Raw genomic sequence first — 20269 nt, forward strand, 5'->3', positions numbered from 1 at the left:
CTCGTTCGCGCCCGACCGCGCGAGTCCGCCGCCCCTCCGTGCCGGGGTCGACGGAAGACGACGGCGGACGGAAGGCGATGGCGGACGCTAGGAAGTCGCCGTCCGCGCCGCCGTCAGCAGCGACGCCCAGTCGGGCAGTTTCACGACGCTCCGCCCGAGGGAGGCCCCGAGCTCCGCCTCCGCCCGCTCGATCGCCTGCCAGCCGGCCCAGCCGACCGGCGCGACGCCGGTCGCGCACAGGGCCGCGAGCGGATCGTCGGACACCTCGCGTCGTACGAGATCGGGCGCGTCCTCCAGCAGTGAGGTCACCGTCTCCTTGGCGCACGGCCGGTTGGTGCCGATGACGCCCGTCGGGCCCCGCTTGATCCAGCCCGCCACGTACTCACCCGGGGCGACCGCGCCGTCCCGCAGCACCCGCCCGGCGAGATGCGGCACCGTGCCGCGCTCGGCGTCGAACGGCAGCCCTTCGAGCGGCACCCCGCGGTATCCCACCGAACGCAGCACCAACTGGGCCGCGATGTCCTCGTGGCGACCCGTGCCGGTCACCCCGCCACGACCGTCGGGCACCGTCCGTTCGAAGCGCACCGCGCCCACCCGCCCGCCGACGCCCGCCGGTTTCTCCGCGCCGGGGAGCAGTGCGACGGGGCGGAGGAAGAACCGCAGCCGGATCCGGCGCGGCAGACCCCGTGCCGGGGTGGCGGCCCATTCGCGCAGCACCTCCACGTTGCGGCGCTGGGCGGCGGGCAGCGCCGACGGGTCCGCGTACTGCGGGTCGAGCGCCAGCTCCGCGGGGTCCACCACGACCTCGGTGTCCGGCAGCCCGCCCAGCTCGCGCAGTTCCTTGGTGGTGAAGCGGGCCTGTGAGGGGCCGCGCCGCCCGACCATGCTGATCTCCGTCACCGTGCTCGCGGCCAGCGCGGTGAGCGCCGCCTGCGGCATGTCGGTGGGACTGAGTTCGGCCGCGCCGCGGGCCAGGATCCGGGTCACGTCGACGGCGACGTTGCCGACGCCGATGACCACCGCCGAACGCGTCCCGAGCACGAATCCGGCGGCCGCGTCGGGCACGGAGTCCGGGTGGGCGCTGTACCAGGACACGAACTCGGTCGCCGACCAACTGCCGGACAGGTCCTCGCCGGGTACCCCGAGATGCCGGTCGGTGGCGGCGCCCACGCAGTACACGACCGCGTGGTACAGCTCGCGCAGCCGCGCGGCCGGCACGCCGCCGGGGCCCACCTGGACGCCGCCGAGGAACCGCACCCGCTCGTCCTCCAGGACGGCGCGCAGATTGTTCTGGAGCGACTTGATCTTCTCGTGGTCGGGGGCCACGCCGTAGCGGACCAGGCCGTAGGGGCACGGCAAGCGGTCGAGGACGTCCACCCGGATCTCGGACGGCCCGCTCTGCAGAAGGCTCTGGGCGGTGTAGACCCCGCTGGGTCCCGAGCCGACGACGGCGACATGCAACACGGCGGAACTCCCAACCCGAAACCCGAACAGTCCGAGGAGATCGCTGATGGCTCCAGCATCCCACCACTCATGGCCCGCTGACAGGGTCCGGCGCGCGGTACACGGGTGCGGTTCCGTCCGGATGGATCGCGTCGGGCCTGGTCGGGCGTACGGGTGGGCCGGGTCGTACGGAAGGGGCGCCTGGTGTCGTACGCGTCGAGGCACGGCTCGCCGGGGCCGGAGACGGACGGCGGTGCCGGCGCGTCCCGTACGCGCCGTCGCGCGGGGGCGAGGCCGACGCCCTGCCGCGCGGCACCGCGGTGGACCGCGCGGCGGCGGGCGTGCCGTCGAGGTGTGTCGCCGGGGAACTGCCCGAAAGGGTGGGTGCAGGCGGCCCCGTCCTGGGCTCGTGGTGCGGTCAGGCAGCGACCGGGCGGCGCGGCACGTCAAGGGCCGGCGACGAGGGGCCGTCATGGGCCGGCGGCGCGGCCCCGTGACGGACCGATGGACACGGCTCTCACCCGCCGCCCGCTCGGACGGCCGGTGACCGAGGGCCCGCCGGTCAGGACATCGCGCGCATCCTGCTGATCTCGCTGGTCTGCTGGGCGATCACGTCGTCGGCCATCTCCTCGATCTGGATGTTGTTGCCCTGGGCCTTCACGTCCGTGGCCATCGAGATCGCCCCGTCGTGGTGCGTGATCATCAGCTTCAGGAAGAGCCGGTCGAAGACCTTGCCCCGGGCCACGCGCAACGCCTTGAGCTGGGCCCCGGTCGCCATGCCGGGCATCTCCTCGTGCTGGTGCCCCGTGGCGTGCGCGTCCCCGTCGTGGGTGTCGAGCCAGCCCTTCATCGAGCTGATCTCGGGTCCCTGCGAGGCGGAGATGCGTGCCGCGAGTGCCTTCACCCGGGAGGACTCGGCCTGGCGCGGGGCGAGCCGGGTCATCTCCAGTGCCTGGGTGTGGTGTTCGATCATCATCCGCGCGTAGGCGAAGTCCGCCGAGTTGGGTGAGTCGTCCTCGGTGCGCTTCTTCGCGGCCTCACCGGCGGAGAGGGTTTCGGCCGCTTCCCCGGGTCTGCCGGGCGCGATCACCGAAGGTCCGTCCGCGGCACCGGACTTGCCCGGGGTGCCGGAGTCGTCGCAGGCCCCGAGGGCGAGGACGACGGCCACCAGCGAGGCCGTGACCAGGGACGCGCGGGGGGAACGGCGGACGAGCACAGCGACCTCCTGAGGCACACGGATCGGCTTACCACGCACGGGTGTTCATGACCGTCCTAGCACGCTTCCGAACGCGTCTGATCAAAAACTCTCATTACGAGTACGTTGCCATCTGTTGATCAGTGCATGGGGAGGACGATACTTCTGGGGTCCGTGAACCGTTCCACTGCGAACGGCTACAAGGGAGGACGCAGTGACCCTGTTGAACGACCCTCGAACGCGGCACAGGAGCCTGGGAGTTGCCGCGGTCGCGGCCGGACTCCTGGCCGCGCTGCTCACGGCCGGCCCGGCGGCCGCGACCCCCGACCCCGGGGACGGTCCCGCCGCACGGGAGAAGGTCTCCCGGAGCGACGCGGCCGAAGTGAAGGCGGCGGTGGCGAGCGGCGAGATACCCGGACAGGACGAGATCGTCCACTCCGACAACGTCCAGCACCTCACCAACATCCCCAAGGACGCGCTGCCCGGCATCAATTCGGACCTCGCCTTCCAGGGCAAGTACGCCTTCGCCGGCAACTACGACGGCTTCCGCGTCCTCGACATCAGCAACCCGAAGGCTCCCAAGACGGTCTCCCAGGTGCTGTGCCCGGGGTCGCAGAACGACATCTCCGTCTCCGGCAACCTGCTCTTCCTGTCCACCGACTCCTCGCGCAGCGACAACTCCTGCAACAGCACCACGCAGCCCGCGACGGAGAAGTCCTCGTGGGAGGGCATGAAGGTCTTCGACATCACCGACAAGGCGAACCCGAAGTACGTCGCCGCCGTCGAGACCGCCTGCGGCTCGCACACCCACTCGCTGGTGCCGGAGCGCAAGAACGTCTACATCTACGTGTCCTCGTACTCGCCGAGCGCCACGTTCCCGGACTGCCAGCCGCCGCACGACGGCATCTCGGTCATCAAGGTGCCGCGCAACGCGCCCGAGAAGGCCGCCGTGGTGAACTTCCCGGTGCTCTTCCCCGGTGAGGGACCCGACGGCGGCGGCAACCCCGGCTCGCCCACCAACCCGGGTGTCTCCAAGACCACCGGCTGCCACGACATCACCGTGCTGCCCTCCAAGGACCTCGCGGCGGGCGCCTGCATGGGCGACGGAATCCTCTTCTCCATCAAGGACCCGGAACACCCCAAGGTCATCGACCAGGTCCAGGACAACGTCAACTTCGCGTTCTGGCACTCCGCGACCTTCAACCAGAAGGCCGACAAGGTGGTGTTCACCGACGAGTTGGGCGGCGGCGGCGCGGCCACCTGCAACGCGGCCATCGGTCCGAACCGCGGTGCCGACGGCATCTACGACATCGTCGGCAAGGGCGACCGGCGCAAGCTGGTCTTCCGGAGCTACTACAAGATCCCCCGTCATCAGGCGGACACCGAGAACTGCGTGGCCCACAACGGGTCGCTGATCCCGGTCAAGGGCAAGGACCTCATGGTGCAGGCCTGGTACCAGGGCGGTGTCTCCGTCTGGGACTTCACCGACTCCGCTCGCCCGAAGGAGATCGCCTACTTCGAACGCGGGCCGCTGAGCACCGACACGCTCCAGGTCGGCGGCTCGTGGTCGGCGTACTACTACAACGGCTACATCTACTCCAACGACATAGCCAAGGGCTTCGACGTCCTGAAGCTCACCGACCGGCGCACCGACCCGGCCCAGCGGGTCCACCTGCGCGAGCTCAACGTCCAGACCCAGCCGGACTACTTCGACTGATCGTCCGGCAGGCGGCCCGTCGCGAAGAACCGTGACAGATCCGCCGTCTCCGTCCCGCCGGGCACCTCGGTGCCCGGCGGGACTCCCATCTCCCAGTCGAGCCGGTAGCGTTCGAACAGTTCCGCCCGCAGCGTCGGCACCGGCATCGGCGCGCCCGGCACCAGAGCCGCGTACACCGCGCCCATGAGCAGCGCGCGCAGCATCGGGTAGTCGGTGGCCGCGTCCGGCGATCCGTGACCGGCCACGGTCTCCCGCAGCAGCCGCGCCAGCCGCTGCTGTTCAGGACACTGCACGAACCCCTCGTCCTGCAGGATGCCGGCCATGTGCTGCCGCATGAGGACCGGCCTGTCCCGGGCCAGGCCGAGGACCGCGTCGATGGCCCGCGCCATCCGCTCCCGGCCGTCCGTGGTACGCGGCTCGCGTTCCAGCCCCTCCTCCAGCGTGCGGTGCATCAGCCGGTGCACCGCGGACTGGACGAGCTGGCGCTTGCCGGGGAAGTAGTACGACACCAGTCCGCGCGCGGATCCCGCGCGGTCGGCTATGTCCCCGAGCGTCGTCGCGGCGTACCCGCGCTCGCTCACCAACTCCAGGGCGGCCTGCAGGAGTCGCTCCCGGGAACGCCGCCGCAGCTCTTCGTTGACCGACGGGCTGCGCGGGGACATCCGGTAACTCCTGTGTTGACTGGCTGCCAGCCAACTATACTCAGACCGTCCGGGTCACGACCCCGCCAGGGGTCCGCTTCGGGCTGCCGTCCGCCTGGGGCGTCGCGGGGGAACGTCTCAGGCGGACGTGCGCGGGGATTCGACCTGAGCGGCCCGCGGCCGGACGGTCGGGCCGGGGGACCGGCCGACTTCACGGCCGGTGCGTCGTCGTAAGCCTGACGGGCCATCAGCAGCGCTTGTTCATCACGGCGGGTTCTCCGTGGGCGCGTCCCGCGCCGCGTCGAGGCCACCCACGGTCAACTCGCCGGCCGTGGGTTCGGAATGAGTGGCCGTCAGTGGTCCGTCGCCCGAGACCGGAAGGACCCGTCCCAACCGCGCGAGCGGGGACGCGGCCATCACCACCGGGGACATCATCATGCCCGCGGCTGTCACCAGGAGACTGGTCCGCAGTCCCCACCGCTGCCCGAGGAATCCGCCCAACAGGGAACCGAACGGCGCCGAACCCATGCCCACGAAGGTGATCGTCGCGGCCGTACGCCCCTGCATCCCGTCCGGGGTGACGGCCTGCCGGACGGTCATCACGGCGACATTGACCAACTGGCCGCCGAGCCCGGACACGAAGCCGACCATGAGGAGCGCCGGAACCGTCACGGCGGAGGAGGCCCGCAGCGCGGGCACGCACAGGAACACGCCGTCGCCGAGCGCCGCCGCGCCCACGAGCACCGGTCCGTAGCCGAAGCGGCCCGGCAGGCGGGCGGCCAGGAGCGAGCCCACCAGCGCGCCCGGACCCGCCGCCGCGAGGGCCAGACCCACGAAGGCCCCCGACAGATGCAGTTCGCGCGGCAGGAAGGGGAGGTAGACGGTCATCGTCGCGGCCAGGGAGAACTGGAAGGCGGCCGACGCCAGGCACACGGTCCGGAGCGTGCTGTCGCCCGCGACGAAACGCAGGCCCTCCAGAATCCGTCGCCGGACCCGAGGGGGATCCGCCGCGTGGTCCGGAATCGATTCGGTCCGGCGGATCCCGCCGACCGCCCCGCACGACACTGCGAAGAACAGCGCGTCGGCGGCGGCCGCGGCCGGTGCCGACAACAGGGAGACCAACGCGCCGCCGAGGGCCGGACCGCCGAACTGCGCCGCGGACCTGCTGCCCTCCAACGCGCTGTTGCCGCTCGCCAGCCGGTCGCGCGTCACCAGCCGCACGAGAGACGCCTGGTACGCCACGTCGAAGAACACGGACAGGGCGCCGACGGTGAAGGCGAGCGCGGGCAGTGAGGCCGGTCCGAGACAGCCGAGGAGACCGGCCGTGGCCGCGGCGCCCATGAGCAGGGTCCGGGCGCCGTCCGCCAGCACCATCACCGTGCGGGTGCGCCATCGGTCCACCCACGCGCCGACGCAGAGCGAGAGCAACAGGACCGGCGCCTGTCCCACCGCGCGGAGGACGCCGAGCTCGCCGGGGCCCGCCCCGAGCGTCAGCACGGCGAGGAGCGGCAGAACGACCAGATTCCCCTGTTCACCCAGCTGAGACGCCGTCTGACCGATCCACAACCTGCGGAAGTCAGCGTCCCGCCACAGACTCGACGACGGACCTGGCCGACCCGGATCCGACAGGAGGGGCGAACTGGACGACACCGGGGATCCCTGGGGTTGCTGAGGTCGGCACCCGTCACGGGGCGCACGGAGGCGCCACCGACGGTACGGGTTGAGCGCGGCTTGCCGCGCCGGGATTTTCGGGGGCGACGCCACTCTCCCGTCCCGTCCGTGCCCGGGGGCTTCGCCCCCAGACCCCCGTTCGGCCTGGACGGCCTCGCCCTCAAGCGCCGGACGGGCTGGAGATGCGCACCCGCGCCGGAAGGACCACGTCGGCCACCGGCCCTTCAGCGCCGGCCCGCACTCTCAGCCCGTCCGGCGTCTGAGGACGAGCCCTTCGGGCGATGCGGGGGTCCAGGGGGCGCAGCGCCCCTGGCGGGGGTCTGGGGGCGGAGCCCCCAGGTACGGGATGGGCCGGGTAGGGGCGGAGGGGGCGAGAACATCCCTGAGGCCCCACGGGTCCGCCGCCCCCGGACCCGATTCCAGACGTACGCGGGTTCGATTAAGGAGCGCGCGTCCGCCACGGAACATCGGAGGCGGACGTGCGCCACGGGGGAGGATCTCCATAGAGTGGGCACGAGTCCCGAGGAGGCGTACGGACATGAACCAAGAGCAGATCCTGGCGAAGATCACGGCGATGGTGGACGACGAGCGACAGCTTCGCGAGGCGCTGTCGTCGGGACAGATCGACTCCGACACCGAACATCAGCGGCTCGGGCAGCTGGAGCGCGAGCTCGACCAGTGCTGGGACCTGCTGCGGCAGCGCCGCGCGAAGACCGAGTTCGGGGAGAACCCGGACGAGGCACGCGTGCGGCCGTCCTCGCAGGTCGAGGGCTACCAGAGCTGAGGTCGGTCAGGGCCGGCCGGCCGGTCGGTCGACGAGGTCCAGCACCGGTCGCAGGCCGTCCGGCCGGACCGCGACCGGCAGATGGTCCACGAAGAACGTCGCGCAGCCCAGCGCGGCCGCGCCCCCGTCGGCCCGGCGGTCGTCCCCGACCATCAGCGTCCCCTCGGGCGTCGCCCCCAGTGCCTCGCAGGCGGTCGCGAACAGCCGGACGTCCGGTTTCTGGACTCCGTGCTCGTACGACAGGATGTAGGCGCCGACGTACGCGTCGAGGCCGTGCTCGCGGAAGACGGGGCGCAGATCCCAGCCGATGTTGCTGACCACGCCCACCGCGATTCCCCGCTCGCGCAGCGCGGAGAGCACCTCCGCCGCGTCGGGGTAGGGCCGCCAGGCGGCGGGACTCATATGGCGGTCGTACAGCGCGTCGTGCAGGGCGGGATCGGGCAGCGTCACCTGCCGGGAGGCGCCGGTGAAGGCGGCCCGGTGCGACGCCCCGCTCTCGTCGCGCCGCTGCCACACCTCGGCCAGCTCCGCCGGCAGCGGCCGTGCGGGGACGGCGCCGCCGGGGAGCGCGCCCACCGACTCCAGCTCGGCCGCCATCCGCACCAACTCCGCTTCCGGGACGGTTACTTCTGCTTCCGTCAGCACGGCGCGCAGCCAGGAATCGGTGGACTCGACGCGGAACAGGGTTCCGGAGAAGTCGAAGAGCACGCACTTGATCGTCATGAGGGCGATCCTTCGTGCCGCGGCCCACGCGGGTCAAGGGCGCACCGGGCCGCGCGGGTGTCAGGCCGACGCCCCTGCCGGGCCCGGTCGGGTACCCGTGCCGAGGACAGGACTCCGTGCGGAGGCCCGGCCCAACCGGCACCGGCCCGCCCGGCACCGGCCCGCCCGGCACCGGCTCCCGCGGGAGTCTCAGCCGAGCACCCGCAGTGCCGGTCCGAACGTCACCAGCAGCGGGATCACCGGCACCAGCGTGGCCGCGGCCGTCAGGCGCAGCCGCCGCGACGGCGTCAGCCGGTCCTGCGGGGTGAGCAGGCGCCGTACCCGTGCCGGGAGATGTGCCTGCGGAGTGGGGCAGGGACCGAACACGCCCCGGTCCTCGTTGAGTTCGACCAGTGCGAGGGCGATGGTGAGACGGCCGAAACGGCGGGACGCCATGTCGTCGGCGGCCAGTTCGACCAGCCGGTGCATCTCGTCGCGGAACGCGGCGAAGACCGGGACCTGCGGGAAGCCGACGGCGAGTGCGGCGGAGCAGTGCAGGAGCCAGTCGTGCCGGGCCCGCGCGTGCCCCTGCTCGTGGGCGAGCACGGCGTCCAGGCGGCGCCCCTTGAGGCGGCGCAACGCGGCCGTGGTGATGACGAGTTGAGGTGCGGGACCGGGCAGGAACCACGCGTCGGGACGCTCGCCCTCCAGCACCACCAGTCGATCGCTGCTGGGCTCCTCGCCCGGCAACAGCGGTGCGCGCAGGCGGAGTTCGGCACGGCTCTGACGATGACGCGCCCGTGCGCCCAGTACTTCGCGGACCAGCATCGCCGCGGTCCAGGCGCCGCCGCACGCGAGTACCACCGCGGTCGTCGCGGCCCACGGACCCTGCGCACTCAACGCGTAGGCGTTCACGACGGAATGGGGCGCGGGGGCGAACACATGGCCGCGCACCGCCACCCACGCGGCGGCCGCGCTCAACGTCATCGACAGCGCACAGCACAGCAGTACGGCCGCCACCACGCACTGCCACACCCACAGGGCGACCACGGGCTCGCGGTCCGGCCAGTCAGCCCGGGCGAGCAGCCGTGGAGCGACCACGGCGGCCAGGGCGCCGAGCAGCAACAGTGCCGCGGGGACCATCATGACCGAAGCCTATGAGCGGAGCGTCGCCGGGGGATACGGGCCGCGACGGCAAGTGACGTACACCACGGTTTCCGCCGGGCGAGGCGGGATGGTCTCACGGGGAGACGGGGGCGCGTGTCAGAGCGTGACCAGCATGGCGAGCATCGCGATCCCCATCGACAGCCGGCACGCCTGTGACAGCTCGGGACGATCGCCCCACCCCGGTGTCCCGGCGGAGCCGCGCGCGGCCGCCCCGGCGCTCCGCGCGGTCTCCGTGTTCCCGGCCACGGCGACGACCGGAAGCAGCCGGAACCCGGACAGGAGCACGTACGCGGTGAAGTAGACAAGGAGCGCCCCGGTCACCAGCGGCACCCCGGCGCCGCCGTGCGCGTGGTGCCGCGCGGACGGGGCGGCGGCCATCACCGCCGCCATGTAGACCATCGCGCAGGTCCCGACCAGATGATGAAGATGATGCCGGCCGGTGCGGGCCGCCCACAGCGCACGCAGGGCGGCCGCCCCGAACACCGCCGTGTACCCGAGCCAGGCCCAGTGCGGAGGCGCGGCCACGGCCGCGGGCACGGCCATCACCGCCATGCCGAAGCCCATGAGCGCCTCGGCGCCGGCCGTGCGGCGCTGCTCCTCGACCGCGCTGCGCATCCGCAGCAGACAGTAGGCCCCGGTCGCCGCGCACAGCGCGACGAGCAGCCAGCCGGGCGAAGCCGGTCCGTGCACCGTGTACCTCCCCCGCTGGACGCTGCCGTGGGTCGGACGTCTGACCGGGCATGCCCACGCGGAGCGGTGCGCAAGCCGGTGAAGGGCGGGCGCAAGGGTGCATTCGGGGGAGCGTGCGGGGAGCGTCGCAGGTGGGAGGGGCGGGAGCGGCGGAGCGATGGGTCTGGACGCGCCGGATGCGGGTGAGGAAGGTCCTGCACAGGTGTTTTACTTGTAAAATAAATGCTAGCCTTCACCGTATGAGCACCACGACCCCCCACGCCCGCCGGCCGCGCCGCCCCCGTCCCCCGTCGGGCGCCCGGCGTCTCCCGCTGGCCGGGGTGCTCCGCCTCGGCCGGCCCTCGGACATCTGGTTCAAGCCCGCGCTGAGCGTGGTCGCGTCGGTAGCGCCGCCGAATCTGCTCCTCCTCGCGCTCGGCCGGCTGGACCTGGCCATGTACACCATGGCCGGCTCGCTCTGCGCGCTCTACGCCCACCACCGTCCGTACGCGGCCCGGGCCCGCGTCCTCGCGGGCGTGGTGCTCGGGATGCTCGCCGGACTCGCCGCGTCCCTGACCGCGGCCTCCCTCACCACGAACCCCGTCCTGCTGGTCGCGGTCGGCGCCCTGCTGGCCGCCGTGCAGAAGGTGCTGTGCGACGCCACCCGGATCGGGCCCCCCGGCCATGTGGTCCTCTGCTTCGTCAGCTCCGCCTCCCTCTTCGTGCCGCAGACGCCCGGCGAGGTCCCCGGCCATCTCGCGCTCGGTGCCGCCGCGGGCGTCTGGGCCTGGATCGTCGGCATGGCGCCGGGACTGTTCCGCCCGCACGGACCCGAACGCCGGGCCACCGCCCACGCACTCCACGCGGCCGCGGCGTACGCCGGGACAGGAGGCGTCGGTGCCGGATCCGCCCGGACCCGCGCCGCCGCGGCCGCCGCCGTGCACGGGGCCTGGCAGTCACTTCTCTCCACCGGTGCCCGATCCGCCCCCCGGCGCGCCCTCGAACGGCTCGTCGTACGCGCGGAGGTGGCGATCGCCGCGCCCGCCGACACGGAGCCCGAGCGGCTGCGCGACTGGGCCCGCGCTCTGCGCGGCACCGGCCCGGTACCGCACCCGGACGACCTGGGGGAGGCCGCGGGTGAACTTCTCGGCGTCGAGACCGAACTCGCCGTCGGACAGCGGCCGTTGTCGCACCGACTCGGTCCGCTGGCCCCGATCGCGCTCCGGGTCGCCCTCGGCTGCTCGCTGGCCGGCTGGGCCTCACTCTCCCTCGGCGTGGGCCGCCCCTACTGGGCCCTCGTCACCGCGGCCTCGCTCTACCAGACCAATGTCACCCTGACCTGGAGCCGAGGTGTGCAACGCGTCGTCGGCAACCTCGTCGGCGTCCTGGTCTTCGCGGCCCTCGTCCCGCTCGCCCACCTGGGCCAGGCCGCCCTCGTCCTGATCTGCCTCGCGCTCAACTTCGGAGCCGAGGCGCTGATCGGCCGCAACTACTGGCTCGGCAGTGTCTGCGTCACCCCCATGGCCCTGCTCATCACCGAGTTCGCGCACCTCCAGCGGCCCGGCGAACTGATGACCGACCGGGTGGTGGACACCGTGGTGGGGGCACTGGTCGGCTTCGCCGCGGCGGTGGCCGTCACCAACCGGCGGGCCGGCGACCGCGTGGAGGGCGCCCTCGACGCCGTCGAGCGCGCCGACGAGCGCGCCGCGCGGGTCCTCCGCTCCGGGCGTCCCGCGCCCGGCGCCCTCGAGGCCGCCCGCCGCGAGTTGGTCGGCGCCGTCGTCGAACTGCGGGCCACCGCCGACGCCGCGGCCGGCGAATGGTGGCAACGCGCCCTGCCGGAGGAGCGGCTGATGCGGGTGGAACGGTCCGGACACCGTACGCTCGCGGCGACGGTACGACGGCAGGGACCGCATTCCGTGGAGGACGTACAGGCATGACGGCAGCGAACGGGCGGGCGGCGGTGCCCGGCGACACGATGGCCGCGGTCGTGCGGCAGTGGCGGGCGGTCCATCCCGGCATCGACACCGGCCCGATGGAGATCATCGGCCGGATCAACCGCTCCGCCGCGCTCCTCCAGCAGGCCGAGGACGCGCCGCTGCGCCGGGCCGGGCTGACCCGCCCCGAGTTCGACGTCCTCGGGACGCTGCGCCGTACCGGACACGAGCTGACCCCCAGTGAGATCGCCCGTGAGACGTTCTCCTCGGGCGCGGCCGTCACCAAGCGGCTCAAGCAGCTGACGGAACGCGGCCTGGTCGAGCGCCGTGGCGACACCCGTGACCGCCGGGTCGCGCACGTCCGCCTGACCGACGCGGGCCGCGAACTCGTCGACGGCGTCCTGCCCCAGCAGCTCGCCTACGAGACGACGGCCCTGTCCGGCATCGATCTCGGCCGACAGCGTGAACTCGCCTCACTCCTGGGGGAGTTGCTCGGTCAGCTGGAGGGGCGGCTCGGAGTTCCGCGCGGCTGAGGGGCCGGGCGCGAGGGGAGGCGCCCCTCAGATTCCGGGGCGGTAGCGCAGCGGATGATCCGCGGGGATCTCCACGAGCACGATCTCCGTGCCGTCCGGGTCCGCGATCCACATCTCGACCAGCCCCCAGGGCTCCTTCACCGGTGGACGCAGGACCTCGACACCGGCGGCCGCGAGCTCCTCGTGCGCCGCGGTGGCGTCGGCCACCTGGAGCCACAGCCTGAGCGCGGGCGAGGGCGGTACGTCGGAACGGCCGGAGACCTCCAGGAACCCGCCGCCGAGGAAGTAGACCGTGCCGCGCTCGGGACCCGTGCCGAACTCCCGGTGGACGGCGAGGCCCAACTGCCCGCCGTAGAAGGCCCGGGAGCGCTCCGGGTCGGCGGGACGCAGAAGGGTCCGGCTGCTCAGTACATGCACCATGCCCCCGGAGCCTAAGGGCTGTCCGGTGATCTCCGGTGGATCAGCGCGCGGCGTCCGATGCGGTGCATCGCCGGCCGGGCCGGGGCCGGGCGTGCGGTGCGCGGGCGTCGCGCCGACGCGGTGCGCCGACGTGGCCCGCTGGAGCGGCCGCGGCCGCGGGCCGGCCGGCCGGGGGATCGCGGCACCGCGTCCGGCGAGGGCGTTACGCTCGGCGTTGCCCGAGCCGCACCAGAGCCACAGAGCCACCAGAGCCACAGAGTTCCAGAGATTCGGAGAATCGCTCCATGGACACCGCCGCCTCCCACGGACTGACCTTCCGCGACGCCACCGACGCGGACGTGGACGTCCTCGTCGCGCTGATCGAGTCCGCGTACCGCGGGGACTCCAGCCGCGCCGGCTGGACCACGGAGGCGGACATCCTCCAGGGGCAGCGGACCGACCCGGAGGGTGTGCTCGCGGTGGTCAAGGGGCCCGACAGCCGGCTGCTGACCGTCGAGCGGGACGGCGCCGTCGTGGCCTGCTGCCAGCTGGAGCACCGTGGCGACCACGCCTACTTCGGGATGTTCGCGGTCAGCCCGACGCTCCAGGGCGGCGGCCTCGGCAAGGTGATCCTGGCGGAGGCGGAGCGGTACGCGCGCGAGACCTGGGGGGTCGCGGAGATGCACATGACCGTGATCTCCGTACGCGACGACCTCATCGCCTGGTACGAGCGGCGCGGCTACCGCCGTACGGGACGGATGACCCCGTTCCCGTACGGCGACGAGCGCTTCGGTGTCCCCCAGCGCGACGACCTGCGGTTCGAGCTGCTGGTCAAGCCGCTGGCCTGACGTCCGGCGGGACCGCGGGCAGCGCGGGAGTCCGCGAGGCCCGCGGCCACCGGAGCCGCGGCGAAGGCGGCCGCCGGAGCGGCGGCACGGACGTCACGCCGTGAAGCGGCCGGTGCGCTTGATCTCCGGGTAGTCGGTGGTCGCGCCGTCCAGCTCCAGCGCGCGCACCAGCCGCAGCTGGTCCTGGGTGTTCACCACCCACCCGATGACCCGCAGGCCGCACGTGCGGGCGTACTCCACGACCTCCAGCGTCAGCCGGCGGATGTTGAGACAGACGGTCGCAGCCCCGGCCTCCACCGCGCGGTCCACGACGTCGACGCCGTACCGGCTCGCGATGAGCGCGGTGCGGACGCCCGGCACGAGCCGGGTGATCTCGGCGATCGCCTCGTCGTGGAACGACGACACCTCGACGCGTCCCACCAGGTCGCGCCGGTGCATCACGTCGGCCAGCGCCCGCGCGGCCGCCGTGTCCTTGATCTCGGCCTGCAACGGCGCCCTGACGGCGTCCAGGACCTCTTCGAAGACGGGTACGCGCTCACCGCGCCCGGCGTCCAGCGCCCGCAGCTCCGCGAGCGTCATCTCGGAGATGGGCCCCGAACCGTCGGTCGTACGGTCCACGTCCGCGTCGTGCATGACGACGAGCGCGCCGTCCTTGCTCAGATGCAGATCGAGTTCGATCAGGTCGAGGCCCGCGTTCTGGGCGGCGATGAAGGAACGGAGGGTGTTCTCGGGCTCGACACCCATCACTCCGCGATGACCGATGGTGAGGAAGTTCAAGACGCGACTCGCTTCCGTCGACGGCGGCTCTGCGCGCGCGTGGTCCCGGCGGCGCCCACGCGGCAAGGCCGCAGCCTAATCGCCCGGCCCGGCGATGTACCCGCTCGTACGCCAGGCGGGGCGTGTCCCGGCCGGGCGGCGTACGGCCCCGCCGGGCCCGTGCGGGCCGCTCCGGCTCACTCGGGAGTGGGCGAGTCCTCCGCGGATTGACATCTCCCGCCGTCCCGCCGCACGCCTCGCGGGGCCGCCGCCGCCCGCCGTCGAGGCTTCACGGAGATGTCGGGACCGTTCCCCGCCCCGCGACGGAAGTGGTCGCCCAAGTCATGTACGACAGGAAAAAAAGCGGTGAAGGTGGGGGTGGCGCAGGATAATCTGTCGAGCCTCCCCTTGCGGGGAAGAACCTCATTTACATACGGTGTGCTTACGCGAGGTTCTCCCGTGGAGGATGAGACATGACGGAAATTCTTGTGCAGGTGGGTACGGAGGAGCAGGTTCCTCCCGTGGGCAGGGTGGTGGAGCACCCGGCTTGGCCCGTGCTCAAGGATGCCGTGGAGGAGATCCGGCCATGGCAGTCCAAGGACGGGTCGATCGACCTCGGGGCGGAGGGGGCGCCGGACGCCGCCGCCGTGGAGTCGGCCGTGCGCCGGGCGACGGACGCCGTCGAGCGGCTTTCCCCGTTGCTGCCGCACGACGCGGCGTACCACGAGGCGCTCGTGAAGGATCTGCGCGGCTGGGCCGACGGGGGCTTCCAGGTCCCCGACTTCCTGGACTCGCTGCTGGCCTTCCAGCCCGCCGCCAACCGTGAGGACGGCCTCCAGCACCTGGTGGTCTTCCCGATGTACACGCAGAACGGCAACCCGGACCGCAACTTCGAGGCGGTCGTGCTGCGCATGGTCTGGCCGGACTGGCTGGCCGAGCTGGAGCGCACCCGCTACGACAACCCGCTGTTCTGCGGGATCACCTTCGAGGACTTCACGGCGGGCTACGACACCAACTCGGCCGTCCTCTTCCCGGAGACCATCGCGGTGCGCGAGGCGCCGGCCCGCTTCAGCTGGGGCGGCATCTTCTGCGACCGCGAGGCCGCGCGCTTCCGCGCCGTCACCGAGGCCGCCGTGGACGTCCTGGGCCTTCAGCTGCCCGAGGACATCGCCGCCATGGTGCAGGACCAGGAGCGCTGCGAGCAGGCCTTCGTGCTGTGGGACATGGTCCACGACCGCACCCACAGCCATGGCGACCTGCCGTTCGACCCGTTCATGATCAAGCAGCGGCAGCCGTTCTGGATGTACGGCCTCGAAGAGCTGCGCTGCGACCTCACCGCCTTCAAGGAGGCCGTGAAGCTGGAGGCCGAGGGCCACCAGCACGGCCGTGACGTGCAGTACGCGGTGCTCTTCGACCGGATGTTCCGTTTCCCGGTCACCGGCGACCGCGTCCGCAACTACGACGGCCTCGGCGGCCAGCTCCTCTTCGCCTACCTGCACAAGCACGAGGTCGTCCGCTGGACCGACAACAAGCTGCACATCGACTGGGAGCGTGCCCCGCAGGTCACCAACCAGCTGTGCGCCGAGATCGAGGACCTGTACCGCGCCGGTATCGACCGTCCCAAGCTCGTCCACTGGTTCAAGGCGTACGAGCTCGTCTCCGCCTATCTCGCCCCGCACCCGGGATCGCGCTGGGCCAAGGGCCCGGACGCCCTGGATCTGGACCTTCCCCCGCGTAAGCTCGTCGACGACGTGCTTCCGGACGAGTTTCCGCTGAGCATGTTCTATGAGGCGCTCTCCAAGAAGCTGAAGAACGTGATCGCCTCCACCAAGGGCATCACCGCGGCCGGCGCCGAGCGGGTCGCCGCGTGAGCGCCCGCGCCGAGGACGCTCAGGAGGCGAAGAAGATGGCGAACGGAGCTCTCAGCGGTGCGGTGATCGCGGTGGCCGGCGCGGGTGGACCCGCCGGACGCGCGACGCTGGCCCGGCTCGCCGACGCGGGCGCGACCGTCGTCGGCTCGGACAACGACCCCGAGCGCCTCGCGGCGGCCGTGGACGCGGCCCGCTACGGGCACGGCGGCGCCACCGTCGTCGGGGACACGGTCGACCTGCTCGACCTGCAGTCGACCCGCGAGTGGGCCACCCGCGTCGAGAAGGACTTCGGCCGGGTCGACGGTCTGGTGCACCTCGTCGGCGGCTGGCGCGGCAGCGAGACCTTCACCAAGACGAGCCTGGACGACTGGGACTTCCTCGAACTGCTGCTGGTCCGTACCGTGCAGCACACCTCCCTCGCGTTCCACGAGGCGCTCCAGCGCAGCGACCGCGGCCGGTACCTCCTGATCAGCGCCGCGGCCGCGAGCAAGCCGACCGCGGGCAACGCCGCCTACGCCGCGGGCAAGGCCGCCGCGGAGGCGTGGACGCTCGCCATGGCCGACTTCTTCCGCAAGGCGGGGGGCGCGGAGGGTCCCACCTCGGCGGCTGCCATCCTGGTGGTCAAGGCACTGGTGCACGACGCGATGCGCGCCGAGCGCCCGAACGCGAAGTTCGCGGGCTTCACGGACGTCGACGCGCTGGCGGAGTCCATCGCGGGCGTCTGGGACCTGCCCGCCGGTGAAGTGAACGGAAAACGTCTGTGGCTGACCGAGAAGCCGTGAACCCTCCCAAGACCGACGCCCGGCGCCACCACGACCCGGCCGTCCGCGGTTTCGCCAGCGACAACTACGCGGGCGCCCACCCCGAGGTGCTCGCGGCGGTGGCGCTCGCCAACGGCGGACACCAGGTCGCGTACGGCGAGGACGACTACACGGCGAACCTCCAGCGGATCATCCGCAGCCACTTCGGTGCCACCGCGGAGGCCTACCCGGTCTTCAACGGCACCGGGGCCAACGTGGTCGCGCTCCAGGCGGTCACCGACCGCTGGGGCGCGGTGATCTGCGCCGAGAGCGCGCACATCAACGTCGACGAGGGCGGCGCGCCCGAGCGCATGGGCGGCCTCAAGCTGCTCACCGTCCCCACCCCCGACGGCAAGCTCACCCCCGAGCTGATCGACCGGCAGGCGTACGGCTGGGACGACGAGCACCGTGCCATGCCGCAGGTCGTCTCGATCACCCAGAGCACCGAGCTCGGCACGCTCTACACGCCCGACGAGATCCGGGACATCTGCGACCACGCCCACGCGCACGGCATGAAGGTGCACCTGGACGGGTCCCGGATAGCCAACGCGGCCGCCTCGCTCGACGTCCCGATGCGGACCTTCACCAACGCGGTGGGCGTCGACATCCTGAGCCTCGGCGGCACCAAGAACGGCGCGCTGTACGGGGAGGCGGTCGTCGTCCTCGACCCGGACGCCGTCCGGCAGATGAAGCATCTGCGCAAGCTCTCCATGCAGCTGGCCTCCAAGATGCGCTTCGTCTCGGTGCAGTTGGAGGCGCTGCTCGCCAAGGACCTGTGGCTGCGCAACGCCCGCCACTCCAACGCGATGGCCCAGCGGCTGGCCGAGGGCGTCCGCTCGGTGCACGGCGTGGAGATCCTCCACCCGGTCCAGGCCAACGCGGTCTTCGCCCGCCTCCCGCACGACGTGAGCGAGCGGCTGCAGAAGCGACACCGCTTCTACTTCTGGGACGAGGCCGCGGGCGACGTCCGCTGGATGTGCTCCTTCGACACGACCGAGGACGACGTCGACGGATTCCTCGCCGCGCTCAAGGAGGAGATGGCCCAGCACCAGGGCTGACAGTCCACCGCGGACACTATCTGCATAGATATACGGTCGACCGAAAAGTCATTGACTCTCGGTCGGCCGTATTCCTATGCTCTGCCGGTATGGAGCTCATCCAGGAAAACCCCGACCTCTCCGCCTACTTGGCCGACGACGAGGTGATCGACCACCGGCATCCGCTGGTACGGGAGACGGCCGCGCGGCTTGCCAAGGGGGCGGCCGACTCGTATACCTATGCGCGGGCGGCCTTCGAATTCGTGCGCGACGCCATCCCGCACTCGCAGGACTCCGGTGATCCGCGGGTCACCTGGCGCGCCTCCGACGTCCTGGAACGGCGCACCGGCATCTGTTACGCGAAGGCGCACGCCCTGGCCGCGCTGCTGCGTGCCGAGGACATCTCGACGGGGTTCTGCTACCAGAAGTTCGAGCAGGTGCACGGGCTGGTGGCGGTCCGTTTCCGCGGTGCCTGGCATCGGCAGGACCCCCGTGGCAACAAACCCGGGGTGGACGCGCGGTTCTCCCTGGACGGCGAGCGGCTCGCGTTCACGCCCGATCCGGAGTCCAATGACCTGGACTATCCGGTCCTGTACGCTGAACCGCATCCGGTCGTGCTGAGCGCGCTCAGGGCCGCCACCGACCGGCCTCACCTCTGGAAGACGCTCCCCACCGCACTCTGAGAACAAGGCAGGCACCTCGGATCATGACTCTCACGCTCACCGTGTCCGACGAGGTGCGCGCCCTGGCGCCCGGCTTCACCCATGTCGCCGTCGAGGCCCACGGACTGACCAACGGGCCGAGCATCGAGGGGACTTCGGCCCTGCTCGACGACGCCCCGGTCGGGGGTGAGGACATCGACCGTGTCAGCGGCGGGATGCGTCTCGTACGGGCCGCGGGCGACGAGGAGTTCGAGACCGTCGCGGACGGCGCCGGGACGGTCGAGCACCCGGACGCGGGCGAAGTGGTGTGGCGGGACGCGGTCGGTGTGACCTGCCGGCGCTGGAACTGGCGCCAGGGGCCGCGCACCCGCCTCACGGAGCAGTCCACCTCGGCGATCTTCCTGCTGGAGGGTCTCGCGCCGCTGCCGGTCCCCGCGCTCGGAGCGGCCGCCGCCGAACTCGCCGAACTGCTTGAGAAGTTCAGCCCCGGGGCACGCGTCACGGTGCACGCCCCGGTGTGACGGCGCGGACCGGCAGCCCGGTGTGACGACCCGGACCGGCAGCCTGGAGTGACGACGCGAAGTGACGGCCCGCCGTGCGCCGGAGTGACGCTCAGCGCGCCTCGGCCGCCTTGACCTCTTCGGGGGTCGGTGCCGTGCCGCCGAGGTGCGCGGGCATCCACCAGGTGTCCTCCGGCCCCTTGGGGCGGACGGGGTAGGCGCGCTGCGCGGCCTCCAGGAGCTCCTGGACCCGCTCGCGCAGACGCCGCGTGATGGCGCCGGCGTACTGGTCCTGCGGCGCCTCCACCGGCTCGCCCACCCGGATCGTGACCGGGGTGTGGCTGCGCCTGAAGTTGCGCGGGTGCCCCTTGGTCCACAGCCGCTGGGTGCCCCACAGGGCCATCGGGATCAGCGGCACGCCGGCCTCCTGGGCCATGCGCGCGGCACCCGACTTGAAGCTCTTCAGCGTGAAGGACTGCGAGATGGTCGCCTCGGGGAAGACGCCCACGATCTCGCCCGAGCGCAGGGAGTCCAGCGCGTGCTGGTAAGCGGTCTCGCCCTGCTTGCGATCCACCGGGATGTGCTTCATGCCCCGCATCAGCGGACCGGAGATCCGGTGCCGGAACACCGACTCCTTGGCCATGAAACGCACGAGCCGCTTCTGCGGCAGGGCGGCCAGTCCGTCGAAGATGAAGTCGAGGTAGCTGATGTGATTGCTCACCAGCACGGCGCCGCCCGAGCGCGGGATGTTCTCCGACCCCTTGCAGTCGATCTTGAGGTCCCAGGCCTTGAACAGCGTATGGGCGAGACCGATGACGGGACGGTAGACAAGCTCTGCCATGGACGGGGTGGACCCTTCTCTCTGCCTGGGAAGGGGTCCCCCCGGCGGGAAGTTACGCAGCCGTAGGTTTACGGCATTGCGCAGATCGTGCCCGAA

Annotated in this window: 20 protein-coding genes; 10 read left to right on the forward strand and 10 right to left on the reverse strand. The window is 72.1% G+C overall.

Annotated elements, in window-relative coordinates:
* Nucleotides 1–87 precede the first annotated feature (87 nt).
* Both OG776_RS35700 and OG776_RS35705 read right to left on the reverse strand, forming a co-directional pair.
* Nucleotides 88–1464 (reverse strand): FAD-dependent oxidoreductase, encoded by a 1377-nt coding sequence (locus tag OG776_RS35700; RefSeq protein ID WP_329326588.1) that lies wholly within the window; start codon nucleotides 1462–1464, stop codon nucleotides 88–90.
* 541 nt (nucleotides 1465–2005) lie between these two features.
* The gene (locus OG776_RS35705) at nucleotides 2006–2659 is read right to left on the reverse strand and encodes a DUF305 domain-containing protein (RefSeq protein WP_148012842.1); all 654 of its coding nucleotides are present in this window, start codon (nucleotides 2657–2659) and stop codon (nucleotides 2006–2008) included.
* 193 nt (nucleotides 2660–2852) lie between these two features.
* Between OG776_RS35705 and OG776_RS35710 the strand changes: the two genes are divergently transcribed.
* On the forward strand, nucleotides 2853–4355 hold the full coding sequence (locus OG776_RS35710) for an LVIVD repeat-containing protein (protein WP_148012841.1): 1503 nt from the start codon (nucleotides 2853–2855) through the stop codon (nucleotides 4353–4355).
* Here the strand turns inward: OG776_RS35710 and OG776_RS35715 are convergent.
* Together OG776_RS35715 and OG776_RS35720 are read right to left on the reverse strand one after the other, a co-directional pair.
* The gene (locus OG776_RS35715) at nucleotides 4343–5017 is read right to left on the reverse strand and encodes a TetR/AcrR family transcriptional regulator (protein WP_329323164.1); all 675 of its coding nucleotides are present in this window, start codon (nucleotides 5015–5017) and stop codon (nucleotides 4343–4345) included. The genes OG776_RS35710 and OG776_RS35715 overlap by 13 nt on opposite strands.
* Nucleotides 5018–5260: 243 nt before the next feature.
* Nucleotides 5261–6625: an MFS transporter gene (locus OG776_RS35720; RefSeq protein ID WP_410093279.1), complete on the reverse strand. Its 1365-nt coding sequence runs from the start codon at nucleotides 6623–6625 to the stop codon at nucleotides 5261–5263.
* Between the two features lie 580 nt (nucleotides 6626–7205).
* Between OG776_RS35720 and OG776_RS35725 the strand changes: the two genes are divergently transcribed.
* Entirely contained in the window at nucleotides 7206–7451 is a 246-nt protein-coding gene (locus OG776_RS35725) for a DUF2630 family protein (RefSeq protein WP_148014995.1), read from the forward strand.
* Between the two features lie 6 nt (nucleotides 7452–7457).
* Here the strand turns inward: OG776_RS35725 and OG776_RS35730 are convergent, their stop codons facing one another.
* From OG776_RS35730 to OG776_RS35740, 3 genes are all read right to left on the reverse strand, one after another.
* Nucleotides 7458–8174, reverse strand: coding sequence for an HAD family hydrolase (locus OG776_RS35730; protein WP_148014996.1), 717 nt, complete (start codon nucleotides 8172–8174; stop codon nucleotides 7458–7460).
* A gap of 189 nt (nucleotides 8175–8363) precedes the next feature.
* Nucleotides 8364–9299, reverse strand: a complete 936-nt coding sequence (locus tag OG776_RS35735; protein WP_148014997.1) for a M56 family metallopeptidase — start codon at nucleotides 9297–9299, stop codon at nucleotides 8364–8366.
* A 117-nt stretch (nucleotides 9300–9416) separates the two neighbouring features.
* Nucleotides 9417–10010, reverse strand: coding sequence for a DUF5134 domain-containing protein (locus OG776_RS35740; RefSeq protein WP_148014998.1), 594 nt, complete (start codon nucleotides 10008–10010; stop codon nucleotides 9417–9419).
* A 239-nt stretch (nucleotides 10011–10249) separates the two neighbouring features.
* On the opposite strand from OG776_RS35740, the gene OG776_RS35745 reads away from it, so the two are divergent.
* Both OG776_RS35745 and OG776_RS35750 read left to right on the forward strand, forming a co-directional pair.
* Nucleotides 10250–11929 carry an FUSC family protein gene (locus OG776_RS35745; RefSeq protein WP_329323165.1) on the forward strand — a complete coding sequence of 560 codons (1680 nt, stop codon included), beginning with the start codon at nucleotides 10250–10252 and terminating at the stop codon, nucleotides 11927–11929.
* Nucleotides 11926–12459 (forward strand): MarR family winged helix-turn-helix transcriptional regulator, encoded by a 534-nt coding sequence (locus OG776_RS35750; RefSeq protein WP_187285932.1) that lies wholly within the window; start codon nucleotides 11926–11928, stop codon nucleotides 12457–12459. The genes OG776_RS35745 and OG776_RS35750 overlap by 4 nt, the downstream gene beginning before the upstream one ends.
* Before the next feature lie 27 nt (nucleotides 12460–12486).
* On the opposite strand, the gene OG776_RS35755 is transcribed toward OG776_RS35750, so the two are convergent.
* Nucleotides 12487–12879, reverse strand: coding sequence for a VOC family protein (locus tag OG776_RS35755; protein WP_148012837.1), 393 nt, complete (start codon nucleotides 12877–12879; stop codon nucleotides 12487–12489).
* Between the two features lie 284 nt (nucleotides 12880–13163).
* Between OG776_RS35755 and OG776_RS35760 the strand changes: the two genes are divergently transcribed.
* Entirely contained in the window at nucleotides 13164–13706 is a 543-nt protein-coding gene (locus tag OG776_RS35760) for a GNAT family N-acetyltransferase (RefSeq protein WP_148012836.1), read from the forward strand.
* Nucleotides 13707–13799: 93 nt separating this feature from the next.
* Here the strand turns inward: OG776_RS35760 and OG776_RS35765 are convergent, their stop codons facing one another.
* On the reverse strand, nucleotides 13800–14483 hold the full coding sequence (locus OG776_RS35765) for a glycerophosphodiester phosphodiesterase (protein ID WP_148012835.1): 684 nt from the start codon (nucleotides 14481–14483) through the stop codon (nucleotides 13800–13802).
* 452 nt (nucleotides 14484–14935) lie between these two features.
* Here OG776_RS35765 and OG776_RS35770 point away from each other — a divergent pair, with 452 nt between their 5' ends.
* The 5 genes from OG776_RS35770 to OG776_RS35790 all read left to right on the forward strand — a co-directional run bounded on the left by OG776_RS35770 (nucleotide 14936) and on the right by OG776_RS35790 (nucleotide 19353).
* Nucleotides 14936–16333: a DUF6421 family protein gene (locus OG776_RS35770; RefSeq protein WP_148012834.1), complete on the forward strand. Its 1398-nt coding sequence runs from the start codon at nucleotides 14936–14938 to the stop codon at nucleotides 16331–16333.
* A gap of 35 nt (nucleotides 16334–16368) precedes the next feature.
* Complete coding sequence (locus OG776_RS35775) at nucleotides 16369–17115, forward strand: SDR family NAD(P)-dependent oxidoreductase (RefSeq protein WP_148012833.1); 747 nt, start codon at nucleotides 16369–16371, stop codon at nucleotides 17113–17115.
* Nucleotides 17112–18191 carry a threonine aldolase family protein gene (locus OG776_RS35780; protein WP_148012832.1) on the forward strand — a complete coding sequence of 360 codons (1080 nt, stop codon included), beginning with the start codon at nucleotides 17112–17114 and terminating at the stop codon, nucleotides 18189–18191. The genes OG776_RS35775 and OG776_RS35780 overlap by 4 nt, the downstream gene beginning before the upstream one ends.
* A gap of 89 nt (nucleotides 18192–18280) precedes the next feature.
* A complete protein-coding gene (locus OG776_RS35785) occupies nucleotides 18281–18853 on the forward strand; it encodes a transglutaminase domain-containing protein (protein WP_329323166.1) in 573 nt (190 codons plus the stop codon).
* Between the two features lie 23 nt (nucleotides 18854–18876).
* Nucleotides 18877–19353 (forward strand): phenylalanine--tRNA ligase beta subunit-related protein, encoded by a 477-nt coding sequence (locus tag OG776_RS35790; protein WP_329323167.1) that lies wholly within the window; start codon nucleotides 18877–18879, stop codon nucleotides 19351–19353.
* 91 nt (nucleotides 19354–19444) lie between these two features.
* Here the strand turns inward: OG776_RS35790 and OG776_RS35795 are convergent, their stop codons facing one another.
* Nucleotides 19445–20173, reverse strand: coding sequence for a lysophospholipid acyltransferase family protein (locus tag OG776_RS35795; RefSeq protein WP_148012829.1), 729 nt, complete (start codon nucleotides 20171–20173; stop codon nucleotides 19445–19447).
* Between the last annotated feature and the right edge of the window lie 96 nt (nucleotides 20174–20269).

The organism is Streptomyces sp. NBC_01689 (genome assembly GCF_036250675.1).
In the GTDB taxonomy this organism is placed as follows: Bacteria; Actinomycetota; Actinomycetes; order Streptomycetales; family Streptomycetaceae; genus Streptomyces.

What these genes read in the sequence shown, in the direction of transcription:
- OG776_RS35715 (WP_329323164.1), bottom strand. Translation starts at nt 5,017, where the DNA reads ATGTCCCCGCGCAGCCCGTCGGTCAACGAAGAGCTGCGGCGGCGTTCC.
- OG776_RS35725 (WP_148014995.1), top strand. Translation starts at nt 7,206, where the DNA reads ATGAACCAAGAGCAGATCCTGGCGAAGATCACGGCGATGGTGGACGAC.
- OG776_RS35730 (WP_148014996.1), bottom strand. Translation starts at nt 8,174, where the DNA reads ATGACGATCAAGTGCGTGCTCTTCGACTTCTCCGGAACCCTGTTCCGC.
- OG776_RS35735 (WP_148014997.1), bottom strand. Translation starts at nt 9,299, where the DNA reads ATGATGGTCCCCGCGGCACTGTTGCTGCTCGGCGCCCTGGCCGCCGTG.
- OG776_RS35745 (WP_329323165.1), top strand. Translation starts at nt 10,250, where the DNA reads ATGAGCACCACGACCCCCCACGCCCGCCGGCCGCGCCGCCCCCGTCCC.
- OG776_RS35750 (WP_187285932.1), top strand. Translation starts at nt 11,926, where the DNA reads ATGACGGCAGCGAACGGGCGGGCGGCGGTGCCCGGCGACACGATGGCC.
- OG776_RS35755 (WP_148012837.1), bottom strand. Translation starts at nt 12,879, where the DNA reads ATGGTGCATGTACTGAGCAGCCGGACCCTTCTGCGTCCCGCCGACCCG.
- OG776_RS35760 (WP_148012836.1), top strand. Translation starts at nt 13,164, where the DNA reads ATGGACACCGCCGCCTCCCACGGACTGACCTTCCGCGACGCCACCGAC.
- OG776_RS35770 (WP_148012834.1), top strand. Translation starts at nt 14,936, where the DNA reads ATGACGGAAATTCTTGTGCAGGTGGGTACGGAGGAGCAGGTTCCTCCC.
- OG776_RS35775 (WP_148012833.1), top strand. Translation starts at nt 16,369, where the DNA reads ATGGCGAACGGAGCTCTCAGCGGTGCGGTGATCGCGGTGGCCGGCGCG.
- OG776_RS35785 (WP_329323166.1), top strand. Translation starts at nt 18,281, where the DNA reads ATGGAGCTCATCCAGGAAAACCCCGACCTCTCCGCCTACTTGGCCGAC.
- OG776_RS35790 (WP_329323167.1), top strand. Translation starts at nt 18,877, where the DNA reads ATGACTCTCACGCTCACCGTGTCCGACGAGGTGCGCGCCCTGGCGCCC.
- OG776_RS35795 (WP_148012829.1), bottom strand. Translation starts at nt 20,173, where the DNA reads ATGGCAGAGCTTGTCTACCGTCCCGTCATCGGTCTCGCCCATACGCTG.